Origin of the sequence: Aeromonas sp. CD (genome assembly GCF_033349375.1) — a bacterium.
GTDB lineage: Bacteria > Pseudomonadota > Gammaproteobacteria > Enterobacterales > Aeromonadaceae > Aeromonas > Aeromonas hydrophila.
In genome coordinates this window covers 476,274-488,403 of sequence record NZ_CP137631.1, presented here as the reverse complement: position 1 = coordinate 488,403, position 12,130 = coordinate 476,274, and the positions used below count along the sequence as shown (strand labels likewise).

14 protein-coding genes are annotated in these 12,130 nt (G+C 60.3%); 6 read left to right on the top strand and 8 right to left on the bottom strand.

What is annotated here, in order from left to right:
* The first annotated feature begins 72 nt into the window (after positions 1–72).
* Positions 73–378: a monooxygenase gene (locus tag R2E40_RS02235; RefSeq protein ID WP_318164657.1), complete on the top strand. Its 306-nt coding sequence runs from the start codon at positions 73–75 to the stop codon at positions 376–378.
* Here the strand turns inward: R2E40_RS02235 and R2E40_RS02230 are convergent.
* Together R2E40_RS02230 and R2E40_RS02225 are read right to left on the bottom strand one after the other, a co-directional pair.
* The gene (locus tag R2E40_RS02230; protein WP_412055136.1) at positions 350–910 is read right to left on the bottom strand and encodes a GNAT family N-acetyltransferase; all 561 of its coding nucleotides are present in this window, start codon (positions 908–910) and stop codon (positions 350–352) included. The genes R2E40_RS02235 and R2E40_RS02230 overlap by 29 nt on opposite strands.
* The gene (locus R2E40_RS02225; RefSeq protein WP_042064640.1) at positions 907–1,527 is read right to left on the bottom strand and encodes an outer membrane beta-barrel protein; all 621 of its coding nucleotides are present in this window, start codon (positions 1,525–1,527) and stop codon (positions 907–909) included. Before R2E40_RS02225 ends, R2E40_RS02230 begins: the two co-directional genes overlap by 4 nt.
* A 251-nt stretch (positions 1,528–1,778) precedes the next feature.
* Between R2E40_RS02225 and R2E40_RS02220 the strand changes: the two genes are divergently transcribed.
* Positions 1,779–2,417: an exopolysaccharide biosynthesis protein gene (locus tag R2E40_RS02220; protein WP_318164656.1), complete on the top strand. Its 639-nt coding sequence runs from the start codon at positions 1,779–1,781 to the stop codon at positions 2,415–2,417.
* 63 nt (positions 2,418–2,480) lie between these two features.
* Here R2E40_RS02220 and R2E40_RS02215 read toward each other — a convergent pair whose 3' ends face one another.
* Positions 2,481–3,755 carry an amino acid permease gene (locus R2E40_RS02215; RefSeq protein ID WP_024945675.1) on the bottom strand — a complete coding sequence of 425 codons (1,275 nt, stop codon included), beginning with the start codon at positions 3,753–3,755 and terminating at the stop codon, positions 2,481–2,483.
* A gap of 458 nt (positions 3,756–4,213) precedes the next feature.
* Positions 4,214–5,119: a GGDEF domain-containing protein gene (locus tag R2E40_RS02210; RefSeq protein ID WP_252450567.1), complete on the bottom strand. Its 906-nt coding sequence runs from the start codon at positions 5,117–5,119 to the stop codon at positions 4,214–4,216.
* Positions 5,120–5,476: 357 nt separating this feature from the next.
* Between R2E40_RS02210 and R2E40_RS02205 the strand changes: the two genes are divergently transcribed.
* Entirely contained in the window at positions 5,477–5,794 is a 318-nt protein-coding gene (locus tag R2E40_RS02205) for a DUF6968 family protein (protein WP_318164655.1), read from the top strand.
* 112 nt (positions 5,795–5,906) lie between these two features.
* Complete coding sequence (locus R2E40_RS02200) at positions 5,907–6,323, top strand: GNAT family N-acetyltransferase (RefSeq protein WP_318164654.1); 417 nt, start codon at positions 5,907–5,909, stop codon at positions 6,321–6,323.
* Between the two features lie 78 nt (positions 6,324–6,401).
* Here R2E40_RS02200 and R2E40_RS02195 read toward each other — a convergent pair whose 3' ends face one another.
* A complete protein-coding gene (locus R2E40_RS02195; RefSeq protein WP_318164653.1) occupies positions 6,402–6,983 on the bottom strand; it encodes a penicillin-binding protein activator LpoB in 582 nt (193 codons plus the stop codon).
* A gap of 332 nt (positions 6,984–7,315) precedes the next feature.
* Between R2E40_RS02195 and R2E40_RS02190 the strand changes: the two genes are divergently transcribed.
* Positions 7,316–7,858 (top strand): GNAT family N-acetyltransferase, encoded by a 543-nt coding sequence (locus R2E40_RS02190; RefSeq protein ID WP_318164652.1) that lies wholly within the window; start codon positions 7,316–7,318, stop codon positions 7,856–7,858.
* A gap of 199 nt (positions 7,859–8,057) precedes the next feature.
* Positions 8,058–8,732, top strand: coding sequence for a hypothetical protein (locus tag R2E40_RS02185; protein WP_318164651.1), 675 nt, complete (start codon positions 8,058–8,060; stop codon positions 8,730–8,732).
* Positions 8,733–8,857: 125 nt separating this feature from the next.
* On the opposite strand, the gene R2E40_RS02180 is transcribed toward R2E40_RS02185, so the two are convergent.
* The 3 genes from R2E40_RS02180 to R2E40_RS02170 all read right to left on the bottom strand — a co-directional run bounded on the left by R2E40_RS02180 (position 8,858) and on the right by R2E40_RS02170 (position 12,105).
* A complete protein-coding gene (locus R2E40_RS02180) occupies positions 8,858–9,397 on the bottom strand; it encodes an REP-associated tyrosine transposase (RefSeq protein ID WP_318164650.1) in 540 nt (179 codons plus the stop codon).
* A 693-nt stretch (positions 9,398–10,090) separates the two neighbouring features.
* On the bottom strand, positions 10,091–11,227 hold the full coding sequence (thiH, locus tag R2E40_RS02175; RefSeq protein WP_318164649.1) for a 2-iminoacetate synthase ThiH: 1,137 nt from the start codon (positions 11,225–11,227) through the stop codon (positions 10,091–10,093).
* Between the two features lie 110 nt (positions 11,228–11,337).
* Positions 11,338–12,105: a thiazole synthase gene (locus R2E40_RS02170; RefSeq protein ID WP_318164648.1), complete on the bottom strand. Its 768-nt coding sequence runs from the start codon at positions 12,103–12,105 to the stop codon at positions 11,338–11,340.
* Positions 12,106–12,130 lie beyond the last annotated feature (25 nt).

The following is a 12,130-nucleotide window of genomic DNA, read 5'->3' as shown; positions in this document are numbered from 1 at the left end:
GCCTTCTTGCAGCCAAGATGCCGGCTTCCTATGATGCGGGCTTAGTCATTCAACGCCCACGAGAGGTTCACCATGCCCAGCCTGCTGCAGATCCATTTCAACTTCCCCGCCGAGCTGATGGGACCGGCCCTCACCGCCGCGGCCATGCCGCTGGCCGAGTCCATCACCAAGGAGCCGGGCTTCATCTCCAAGATCTGGACCGAAAACCCGCGCACCGGCGAGGCTGGCGGCATCTATCTGTTCGAGGATGAGGCCAGCGCCCTCGCCTACGCCACCATGCACGAGCAGCGGGTGCTCGCCATGGGCGCCAGCGCGGTGCAGTTCAAGCTGTTCGACGTCAACGAGCCGCTCAGCCGCCGCACCCGCGGTCTGGTGTGATCCTCTCAAGCGACAAGCGGTAGCAGCTAGCCTGCTGCCAGACAAAGCCCAGCCGCCGAAACAGCCGCTGGCTGGGCAGATTGTCCGGTTCGATATCCGCCAGCAGGGTGGTGATGCCGAGCTGGCGGGCATAGGCGATCAGGGCCGTCAGCGCCTCTGCCATCCGTCCCTCTCCCCAGTGGCTGCGAGCCAGCATGCAACCCACCTCCGCCTGGCGCAGACCGGCCTCGTTCGCAAAGCTGTGCAGGCCGCAGGTGCCGATCAGGCGGCCGCTGTCGCGCGCCACCAGCCCCCACTCCAGCGATTCGCCGGCGGCCAGCAACCGCGCGACGCTCGCCAGCATCTGCGCCACGGTGGCAAGGGAGGGAAACGGCGGCTCGCCGACGAAACGCATAACCTCGGAGTCCCCGTAGATGGCGAACAGCTCGGCACTGTCCCCGGCATCCAATGCCCGCAGCAACAGCCGCGGGGTCGACAGCGAGGGCAGTGTACGAGGCAGGGGCAGCAAGTCGCCGCGGTTCAAGGAGCTCAAAACCGCAGGGTCAGGCCGATATTGGCCTGCCACTGGGTCACCAGCTCGCCGCGCACCTTGAACACGCACTGGTCCGGGTTGCAGAGAAACTGGCTGTTGTCGTTGACCAGCGAGCCATAACCGCGCACCTCGGCCCGCAGCGCCAGATGCTCGGTCAGGCGCGGCTGCACCCCGAGCGCCAGCGACATGGAGGGGGCCACCTCGCTGTCGTAGGCGGCAAAGCGGGTCGCCCCGATACCGGCGCCGATGTAGGGGGCCATCAGGTTGTCCGACAGGGTGAGCGCCCCGGCAAAGTGGAGGGTATCCACCGTCAACCGATCCGGCTGATCGGGGGAGAGGCGGGTGGACTGGTGGCTGTAGAGCAGCTCTATCATGCCGGGGTCATCCACTTCCTTGCTGATGAACAGGCCCCAGCTGCCGGAGCGCTCCCCCTGCAAGGACTCCAGCCGGGTGGCGACAGGCGTCGGTTTGGGGTCGTCATTGGCCTCGAAGTCGATGGCCGAGCTGTAGCCGAAAAACGGCGTCACCTGCCAGCCGAGGGCGGCCTCCCCCTCGGCGCTCCAGGCTTGCCCCAGCGGCAACAACAGCCCCATCATCATGATCCCTGCTCGTTTCATCACGGCTCCTCCGTGCGCTGCATCAGTGCCCGTCAAGCATATCAGAGCCCACTGGCCCCCATCCTAAACCCGGCCTGTATCAAGCGATTTTCAGCGGAGAGATCACACTCTGTCGCCACCACCGGCGCCCTGCCGGTCAGACGGCACATCCGCGCCTGCGGTTATTCATCCCGGATTAACCTGTGCCACGTATGCTGGCGCGCAATCGGCTCATGGTGAGCCGGTTCAACTCACCAGAAGGACATCAGGGAATGGTTGCCGCGCAACTCAACGACCCCCAGAACAAGCTCTCCGATACCCTGCGGGCCACCGCCCACGCCATCGAGGACAGCCATATCAGCCTGCGCCAGATGCTGGCCCTGGTCGGCGAACAGGGCATGCTGCTGTTTTGCGTGCTGCTCACCGTGCCCTTCCTGCTGCCGGTCTCCATCCCCGGCGTCAGCACCCCGTTTGGCCTGTTGATCCTGTTCATCGGCATCGGCATCACCCTCAACCGGGTACCCTGGCTGCCCGCCATCCTGATGGAGCGCCGCTTCGCCGCCGAGCAGCTCAAGCCGACCCTGCACAAGGGGGCGGATCTGCTGGCCCGTATCGATCGCTTCATCCGCCCGCGCCTGCTGCTGTTGACCGGCAGCAGTACCATCAACCGCTGCAACGGCCTGCTGATCATGCTGGCGGCCCTGCTGCTGATGCTGCCGCTCGGGGCCATCCCCTTCACCAACGCCATGCCGGCCTGGGCCATCCTGCTGCTGGCCATCGGCATGCTGCAGCGCGACGGTCTGTTCGTCGCCAGCGGCTACCTGCTGGTGAGCGCCACCCTGGTCTGGTTCAGCGCCCTGGCCATCGGCCTGCTGATGGCCGGCCAGAGCGTCTCCCCCCTGCTTGGCTAACGGCAACACCAAGAAAAAGGGCGACCCATGGGTCGCCCTTTTTGACTTGTGCGGGATCCGCCGTCACAGCAGATCGTAGATAAGGGCCGAGATGGCCAGCAGCCCGATCACCAGCACGAAGAGGGTACTCGCCCCGCGATAACGCTTGAGGGCGGGCAGACGATAGATGGAACAGGCCGGCAGCAGGAACAGGATCACCGCGATGAGCGGCCCGCTCACCTTCTCGATGATCTCCAGCACGTTCGGGTTGAGGTAGGTAATCACCCCGGTCACCACGAACAGAATGACCGACGAGACCCGCGCTATGGTCGCTTCACGCAGCGACAGCCCCAGCCCCTGACAGGCACCGTTCACCATGCTCACCGTCCCCTCGCTCACCCCCATGGAGGTGCCGAGGAAGGATTTGGACATGGCCAGAATGGCGATGAGCGGCCCCACGTAGGCGATCAGCGGATTGGAGAACTTGTTCGCCAGCGCCGACAGCACCGAAATATTGTCGATGCGGGCCTGCGCCATCTCGGCCTGACTCAGGCTCATCACGCAGCTCACCACGAAGAACAGCACGCTGCCGCAAATCAGCAGGCTGCTGCACTTGATGATCCGCTTGGCGCGCTGGTCGGCGCTCGCCTGACAGCGCTTCTTCTGCGCCGCGCTGAAGGAGGAGATGATGGGCGCGTGGCTGAAGGAGAACACCATCACCGGCACGATCAGCCAGAGGGATTTCCAAAATGCCGGGTCACGCCAGTCCACCCCCTGACTCTCGCTGAAGTAGGAGAGGCTCCACTGGGGCAGCAGATAGATGGAGAGGCCGATGAGGAAGGCAACCATGGGCAGGGCCAGCACGCTGATGGCCGACACCACGATCTGCTTGCCTGCCAGCAGCACCAGGTGCAGCCCCAGCATCACCCCCAGCACCAGCAGGCCGCGCGGGATCTCGGCATTGCCCAGCTGGTGCACCACAAAGCTCTGGATCGCGTTGGTGATGGAGATGCTGTAGACCAGAATGATGGGGTAGAAGGCCATCAGGTAGACCAGCATCAGCAGCTTGCCCGCCCGCGCACCGAAGTGCTCTTCCACCACGTGGGTAATATCCCCTTCCCGGTGGGAGCTGGATAATACAAAACGACTCAATGCTCGATGGGAATAATAAGAAAGCGGAAATGCCATCAATAATATAAATAGCAAAATAACCGGCGAATTACTGCCAACGGTAATTGGGAGAAACAGTGTACCGGCACCGACCGCAGTGGCATATAAGCCCATGGTCCATACCGAATCACTTTTCTCCCATTTCAACTTTGATGCGGGATTACTCTTTTCAGCAATAGCAACACTCATTGCGATATACACCTTATTAATCTGTCATCTTTTATTTTATTGGCCCGTGTAATTAGGCTGGTGATATGCAGCGGCATATCGACCGGATCGTAGAAAAAACAAGCCCGCCTGCGATCAACATGATCACCAAGAGGAAACGGGGATGCCACGCTACCATCGTTGAAATCGCCATAAAGGTCAAGGTTAATAATTCATGACTGTTTGAATCGGATTGTTTCAAAAGGAAATAAGATGTGTCATTTCGGCCTCAAGATAATCAATTCAGCTCCGCCTGGTAACATAACGACAAAACCTCGGTGAGTTGTTCAACAACTTGAATAAGGCCAGAGAGTGGCCCGTTAATATTAACAGCATCAGCCTATAAATATCAGTTAATTATGCAATGAACTGTGCCCGCTGCGCCTGATATATCGGCGCCGGGCTGGTCGCCATATATAAGAGGGTCGCCGGCCCCGGTTTCACTCCTGAGCGCCGGTTGCCACCGGGCAGTGGGCGACCCGGTTGCGCCCCGCCCGCTTGGCCCGATAGAGCCACTCGTCGGCGCGAGCCAGCGCCTGATTGATCTCCTCCCCCGGCCGCACCAGGGTGGTGCCCAGGCTGACGGTAAAGGCCGCCGGATCCGCCGGCAATGCCGCCACGGCCGCCCGGATCCGCTCCGCCAGTGCCAGCAGATCCGGCTCGCTCATGCCGGGCAGCAGGATCAGGAACTCTTCGCCGCCGCTGCGCACAAACAGATCGTCCGCCCGCAGCTGGGCGGCCACACAAGCGCAGAAGCGCTGCAGCGCCCGGTCACCCTGCTGATGGCCGAAGCGATCATTGATCTGCTTGAAGTGGTCGATGTCCAGCATCACCAGGGCGCAGGGTGCCTCCCCTGCCCGCCGCTGCCGGCAGTGCTCGAAGAAATAGCGGCGGTTGTAGAGGCCGGTCAGCTGGTCGGTTTCGCTCTGCAGCTTGAGCCGCTGCTGCAGCTCGTACTGACGGGTGATGTTGCGGGTCACCCAGGCCACCGCCCGCTTGCCGTCGTAGCGGGAGGGCAGCGGCGCAATCTTGCCCTCGAAGTGCTGCATCCCCTGCGGCCCGACCGAGGCGTCGATCCCCTCCACCTCCACCGCCGCCAGTTCGTACTCCACCACCCGCACCTGGCCCGAATCCAGCGCCAGGGTCACCTGCTCCATCACCCAGCGGGTCATGGCGGCGGGCAGCACATCGGCCAGCCGCTTGCCCGTCAGCGGGTTGCCATCCTGGTAGGATTGCTGCTCCACTCCGCCGATGTATTCGATGTAGTAGCCATCCTCGCTCAGGATGAAGACGGGGTCGGGCAGCTGGGCCATCACTTCATATAGTTGCTTGACCGAGAGCGCCATGCCGGTTCCTTATTTTGATGTCGAGAAGCGAGCGCCAGAGTTGCCGCCGGATCCCGATTATCGTACTGCGGCTGGTGCTGGGCCAATAACGGATCCTGTTATTAATAGATATTAATCAATAAATTCAAGAAAATAAGATAGTCAGCAACCAGAGCCGGGTGAAAAACAGGCAACAAGCCAGACTCGTCGGCGGCAGCACTCGGATATTCCCCCTGCCTCACAGACCGCCGCCGCGCCCGTTGTCTGCGACGCCCGCATCCATTAGGCTGACCTTCCTGAGTCTGCCACTGACGGCCGACTCACCGACCATCAGCCACCGGCCAGACAGGCGCCGGCCCCCGGAAAAGGATCGTCCAGATGAAGAGAGTCATAGTGAAAGCCCGCTTCGATGCCATCAGCATCGAGGGAGAACAGCTGACCGTGAAGATTGCCATCCGCGCCCCCGAGCCAGACCCCAAGTCCACCGGCGGTGACTGGCGCTGCAAGGTGAAGCTGGACGGCCTTGGCAACAAGACCTTCATCTATGGCGTCGATGCCCTGCAGGCCCTCAGCCTCGCCCTCAAGTTCGTGGAGAGCGAGCTGCGCGCCTTCACCGATGCGGGCTGGTACTTCTACCTGCCCGGCTGCCCCGATCACCCGGTCGACATGGCCGCCTGCTACTTCCCGCAGCTGTGACGCCAGGTTGCCCGCCCAGCAGACTGATAGCCATTGAGGTCGGGCAACCACTTGACCGCATTGAGTCTGAGCGGTTATGGATAGAGGCCCCTTACCCGGCTCTGGAGAGACCATGCACCTGACCCCACCCCAACCCCCTGCCGAGCAGGATGTCGACGCGCTGCGCATCGGCCTGTCGGGCTACAACATCAGCCAGGCCGGCACCCACCTGCGCGAGCACATCGCCAGTTTTATCAAGGATGAAGCGGGCAAGGTGCACGGCGGCATCACCGCCGACCTCAAGTGGGGTTGGCTGCACGTGGACTGGCTCTGGCTTGACGAGCGCATCCGCCAGGATGGCTGGGGCGGCCGCCTGCTCGCCACCATGGAGCAGTACGCCCGAAGCAAGGGCATCAGCAACTTTCATCTGGAAACCACCAGCTTCCAGGCGCTGCCCTTCTACCAGAAGCAGGGTTATCAGGTCTTTGGCGAGCTGCCGGACATGCCGCCCGGGCATACCACCTATTTTCTGAGGAAGATGGAGTCCTGACCCCTGCCAGCAGGGCTGGAATAAGAAGAGGGTTGAGTGCACAGGCACTCAACCCTCTTCTTGATCGGTCGCGTCTAATCAGTGGCTGGCGGAGCGACTGCCGCTCCAGAGCAGCTCGCCGCTGCGCAGCTCCATCAGGGTCATCGACAGCCGGTAACGACTGCCCTCGGCCACCAGATCCCCATAGAGCATGTAGCCGGCGCCGGTCTGGCGACCGAGCCGCACCAGGGAGGCCGGGTTCATCCTGCCCTGCTGATACTCAAGCTGGCCGGTGATGGCCGCCACCTGACCCGGGTCGACAAAGCGAAAACCGCTCTTGCTCTGGATGCGCTTGCTCATGGCTGCCGCCATGGCGCGGGTGTCCACCGGCTCGCCGGTGCCGTTCTGGGGCGGAGTGAGCAGCAGCACCGGCTGGCCGGTTTGCGCCAACTCCCGCACCTCGGGGGCCTGCACAAAGGCATCGGCCATGGCCAGCGCCAGCCCGGTCGGCGCCACCGGCTTGGGCAGCGGCGCCCCCGCATCCGGCTTGGTCACCGGCTTGTCCGGCTGGCTTACTGGCTGATCCGGTTCACTGACAGGAGCCTGAGAGCCACCGTAGGGATTGACCGCACAACCGCCCAGCAGCAGGGCACCCACCATCAACAAGGAACGCAGCTTCATCTTTTCTCTCCGCCAGAAGTCCGTAAACGGGCATCAACCACCACCCGCATGGCGGAGCCCCTGCCCCGCATCCTCCTTATGCTAGAGACAAACCCCGGCGGGGTCGATGCGCCCACCACCACAGGGCGACAGAGACTGGCGAAGCGGAGGGAACAAAAGGATAGCAAGGCTCCACCCGATTCCGTTAGGGTAGGTTTGCTCAAGCTTCAACAGGATCGTGTTGCCCCCCAGCTCCCAAGGTGGCCTGCTGCTTTTCTCAAGACGACACCTGGTTTGGCCAGCCACCGAACCGCCCTCGGGAGGGCGCCGTGACTCTCTACGCAGGACAGCCAATGACATTCCAGCCCCTTGCCAACGCCAGTCTCATCATCCGCCCCTTCGAAGCGAGCGATGTCGATGAATTTGTCCGTGCGGCCCACGAATCCATCGAGACGGTCGGCAGCTGGATGAGCTGGTGCTCCCATTCATTTACTCGGGAGAGCGCACTGGAGTGGTTTGCCATCTGCGATCAGGATCGCGCGGCGGGGCGTGCCTACGACATGGGCATTTTCTGCGCAGCCACCGGCCAGCTCTTGGGTGGCGCCGGTATCAACCAGCTGTCGCCCCATCATCGCTACGGCAATATCGGTTATTGGGTACGCCAATCCCAACAAGGCAAAGGCATCGCCCGGCAAGCAGTAGCCCTGCTGCGTGACTTTGGCTTTCAGCAGTTGGGACTATTTCGGCTGGAGATCGTGATGGGGGTTGGCAACAGCGCCAGCGAAGCGGTTGCCATCGCCGCCGGCGCCACCTTTGAGTGTCGGGCAAGCAACCGCATTTTCCTACATGGCCAATCCCTTGATACGAACGTCTATTCGCTTATTCCCTCAGACTGATTTCTGTAGCAGAGCGAATCCTATCGATTTCTATCATGTGAAGAGACGAGGATTATGGCTATCTCTATCACACGACACCTGATAGTCCGTTACGCCAAAATTAACTCAATGGAATAACCAATATTTGATAGTAGTTCCAAGGCAACGATACACTAGCTAGCAACTAATACTGACACCTTAATTTTTACAAAGAGACATTATGACCAATAAAGAAATGACTATGTTGGCGTGTTATGGTAACAACGACATTAATAGTAGAGATATTTTCTCACGTTTTTATGAAAATCCTGATTTAAGTCGAGACTTCATGCTGACTCGACTAAACACCACTCACCTTCAAGATCTTTTACGTGAAGAGTTCATCAAACATGGGCCATCATCTTTATTCCGATACCATATAACCTGTGACTCTATCTTACACCCAGGTATAGCTGTAGATGAAGTGGAGGCTGTAATTCTTGGATTTATCCGCACATTGAAAGGTGTGAAAAACCTAATGATTATCGATGCATTCTTCTATTCAAGTGAAGAAAAGGTTCTTCACTTGTTCAAAAAAATGATCCTTGAGCTATCGGATTCACTGCAAAGTATAAAATTTTTCACTATCAACGCTAGAAAGTGCAGCACAGATGCTATGCACAACATTATAAAATCTATCAATCAAAATATAATAACAAAAGACATCATAACAGATAAGATTCATGATAGGTTTTGGCTTGATGCGGACAACCAGAAAGGAATCGTTATGGGGACTTCATTAAATGGGGTCACTAAGAAGTTAACACTAATTGATTACTTACACCCCTCCGATGCAAGAGAAGTCATTGATATAGCCAATGAAATATCAAAAACACAGCAAACTGAAAAAGGGTAAGATGAGTAATATTACCGTAGGGTGCAAATGAACGAAGTGAATTGCACCTCTATTATATCCGAGGTAAAAATAGCGGTGCAATGCGCACCGCTTATTTCACCCTACGTTAACCACGTTAATACCAATTATTTATCGTCGTGTAATATCTCATATTCTGGTATGGATGTGTCGCCCCATGATAATGGATACCGGCCTTGTTGAACCCAACGATGGAAGGTGGAATATGGCCAATCTTTCGGTGCTGTTACCAGTCCATGTTTGACGGGATTGATATGGATGTAATCGAGATGATGATTGAAATCTTCCTGATCGCGGATCAGATGTTCCCAATAACGTCGTTGCCAAATGCCCCGTTCACCGCGACGCCAGCGAGATTCTGAACGAGCCTCTGAATTGGGGAGCCCTCGTGAGAACTTGCTTTTTATTTGGCGCCAGCGCAACGGAAAATTGGTATCCCCTTCCGGCAACTCCAACAGTGCATGTAGATGCTCGGGCAAGACAACCCAGCCGTGGATCCGGAATGGGTGGCGCTCTTGCACCTCCCTGACAACTGACCTCAGCAGATCAATCTGCTCGACCAGTAGGTGGTTGTTCTGACGTTCAGCCAGCACGACCGTAAAAAACCAGGTTCCCCCCGGTTGCCATGCCCGTTTGTAATTCGCCATGTATTGCCCAACCCACAATCAACCATGTTGTTAAATGTGGTTCAAACGAAGCAAAACGTAGGGTGCAATGAACGAAGTGAATTGCACCTCTCATCACAATAGCGGTGCAATGCGCTCCGCTTATTGCACCCTACGACTACTCCCCGAGGTTATGGCGGGCACGGTTTTGGTTCCCCCTCTTATTCGCTGAGGCTAACCCGCTTGCCCAGGCCGCGAGACAGGATGTCGAGCGAGCGGCGCCGGGCCATGGGCCAAATCGGGAAAGGGCGAGCGCCGCTCGACCCGATTTGGCGCGAGAACAGGGATGTTCGAAGCGGACTTTGACCGAAGCCATGGATGGCGAAGGCCAAAGGCCCGTCGGCGCGTGCCGTCGGACAAGCGGGTGACACGAAGGGACCCGACGCAAGTCGGGCGAATAAGCGGGGGAGCAGACCTTTGGTGCATTTTTTGAAAAGAGCGGGTCTTTCCAAAGTCACTCGCCCCTGCCCGAAGGGCGGGCGAAATCACTTCGAGGCCAGCGGCCTCGCGTCCTGCACGGCAAGGCCGTGCCATTCCCCCATCACACGGAACGGACGATTACGCCTACCGGCTAATCGACCCTACGATTGCACGGCGCAGCCGTGCCTGCTTGCCACGGGCACGGAGTCTGGCTGAATACCCGGATGCCGCCGGGAAAGGGGGGCTTGGCCGCCCCTATCGGCCCAGGAAGGGTTCCCAGTCCTTGAACACCGGCTGCAACCCCGCCTGCCGCACAGCGGCGGCGACTTCCCCCACCGGACGGTCGTCGTGGATGGCGAACTGCTCCAGCTCCTCTTTATCCCCCTCGGCATAGCCCCCCGGCTGGGTGCGCGACTCGGCCGACATCTGGGTGATGCCAAGGCGCACCGCGCCGTTGCGAAACGCGGCCGACTCGCGGGTGGAGAGCGACAAGTCCAGCGTCGGCGAGAAGAGGCGCCAGGCGCAGATCAGCTGGGCCAGCTGGCGATCCGACATGACCACGGCAGGCTCCAGAGCGCCGGTGCAGGGGCGCAGGCGCGGGAAGGAGAGCGAGTAGCGGCTCTGCCAGTGGTGGCGCTCAAGCCAGCTCAGATGCTCGGCGACAAAGTAGCTGTCTGCGCGCCAGTCCGAGGAGAGACCGATCAGCGCCCCCAAGCCGATTTTGTCGATACCGGCGCGGCCCAGCCGATCCGGCGTGGCGAGGCGCCATGCGATGTCCCGCTTGTTGCCGCGCAGATGGTGGCGGGCGTAGGTGGGGGCGTGGTAGGTCTCCTGATAGACCATAACGGCGTCGAGGCCAAGGCTCTTCAGCTCGGCATAGTCGGCCTGCGAGAGGGGCTGCACCTCCATCCCTACCGTGCTGAAGTGGCGGCGGATGATGGGCATCACCTCGCGAAAATAGGCGAGCCCCACCTTGTGCTCGTGTTCGCCGGTCACCAGCAGCACGCTGTCGAAACCGCGCGCCTTGATGGCCAGACACTCGAGCTCAATCTCCTCGCTATTCAAGGTCTTGCGCTTGAGGCGGTTGCTCATGGAGAAGCCGCAGTAGGTGCAGTCGTTGGCGCACAGGTTCGACAGATAGAGCGGCACATAGAAGCCGATGGTGTTGCCAAAGCGCTGGCGGGTCAGCCGCTCGGCCTCGGCCGCCATCTGCGGCAACCAGCCTTCAGCGGCTGGCGAGATCAGCGCCATAAAATCGGCCAGGGTGCGGCGCGGTGCGCTCAGCGCTCGTGCCACGTCGGCGGCAGTTTTGGCGCGGATCTGCATGCCGATATCGTCCCACTCCAGCTCCTGCCAGCGGTCGAGAAAGGAGGGGGCTGTTTCTGATTCCATTTCCCCCTGAGCCCTCACCCCCGCCCCCTCTCCCAGAGAGAGAGGGGGGCAAACCTCTGGCTGCGCTTGGGGCAAGGGGGAGATGTTCATGGTCGCCCCTATTTCATGACTCATAACGCCCCCAGAAAATCGGTGAGCGGGCTGGAGGCCTGGGCCTGCAGGGCGCGGGCGCCGAGACCGGCTTCATAGGCACTGCGCCCGGCAGTGCAGGCCAGCGCAAAGGCGCGGCCCATGGCGACCGGATCGCCGCTCACCGCGATGGCGGTGTTGACCAGCACGGCATCGGCACCCAGCTCAAAGGCGGCGGCGGCGTGGCTCGGCGCACCGATCCCCGCATCCACCACCACAGGCACATTGGCCTGCTCGACGATGATGGAGAGAAACTCCCGGGTCACCAGCCCTTGATTGGAACCGATGGGAGCGCCCAGCGGCATCACAGCGGCGCAACCTACCTCTTCGAGCCGCTTGCAGAGCACAGGGTCGGCGCCGCAGTAGGGCAGCACCACAAAGCCCTCTTTCACCAGCTGCTCGGCGGCTTTCAGCGTCTCGATGGGATCGGGCAACAAATAGCGCGGGTCGGGGTGGATCTCCAGCTTCAGCCAGTTCGTCCCCAGCGCCTCGCGGGCGAGGTGGGCGGCAAACACTGCCTCGGCGGCGGTCTTGGCGCCGGAGGTGTTGGGCAACAGCTTGACCCCGAGTTGCAGCAAGGGGCTCAGTATATCGTCGTGGGCCTTGCCCGGTTCGAGCCGCTTGATGGCCATGGTGACCAGTGGGGAGCCGCTCGCCTCGATGGCGGCGGCCATCAGATCCGGGCGGGCAAACTTGCCGGTGCCGGTAAAGAGGCGCGATGAGAAGGTGTGATCGGCAATCTTGAGCATGTCAGCCTCCGGCCACTGCAATAAG

Coding starts and splice junctions, on each gene's coding strand:
- R2E40_RS02235 (WP_318164657.1), top strand. CDS start 73: ATGCCCAGCCTGCTGCAGATCCATTTCAACTTCCCCGCCGAGCTGATG.
- R2E40_RS02225 (WP_042064640.1), bottom strand. CDS start 1,527: ATGAAACGAGCAGGGATCATGATGATGGGGCTGTTGTTGCCGCTGGGG.
- R2E40_RS02220 (WP_318164656.1), top strand. CDS start 1,779: ATGGTTGCCGCGCAACTCAACGACCCCCAGAACAAGCTCTCCGATACC.
- R2E40_RS02215 (WP_024945675.1), bottom strand. CDS start 3,755: ATGAGTGTTGCTATTGCTGAAAAGAGTAATCCCGCATCAAAGTTGAAA.
- R2E40_RS02210 (WP_252450567.1), bottom strand. CDS start 5,119: ATGGCGCTCTCGGTCAAGCAACTATATGAAGTGATGGCCCAGCTGCCC.
- R2E40_RS02205 (WP_318164655.1), top strand. CDS start 5,477: ATGAAGAGAGTCATAGTGAAAGCCCGCTTCGATGCCATCAGCATCGAG.
- R2E40_RS02200 (WP_318164654.1), top strand. CDS start 5,907: ATGCACCTGACCCCACCCCAACCCCCTGCCGAGCAGGATGTCGACGCG.
- R2E40_RS02195 (WP_318164653.1), bottom strand. CDS start 6,983: ATGAAGCTGCGTTCCTTGTTGATGGTGGGTGCCCTGCTGCTGGGCGGT.
- R2E40_RS02190 (WP_318164652.1), top strand. CDS start 7,316: ATGACATTCCAGCCCCTTGCCAACGCCAGTCTCATCATCCGCCCCTTC.
- R2E40_RS02185 (WP_318164651.1), top strand. CDS start 8,058: ATGACCAATAAAGAAATGACTATGTTGGCGTGTTATGGTAACAACGAC.
- R2E40_RS02180 (WP_318164650.1), bottom strand. CDS start 9,397: ATGGCGAATTACAAACGGGCATGGCAACCGGGGGGAACCTGGTTTTTT.
- thiH (WP_318164649.1), bottom strand. CDS start 11,227: ATGGAATCAGAAACAGCCCCCTCCTTTCTCGACCGCTGGCAGGAGCTG.
- R2E40_RS02170 (WP_318164648.1), bottom strand. CDS start 12,105: ATGCTCAAGATTGCCGATCACACCTTCTCATCGCGCCTCTTTACCGGC.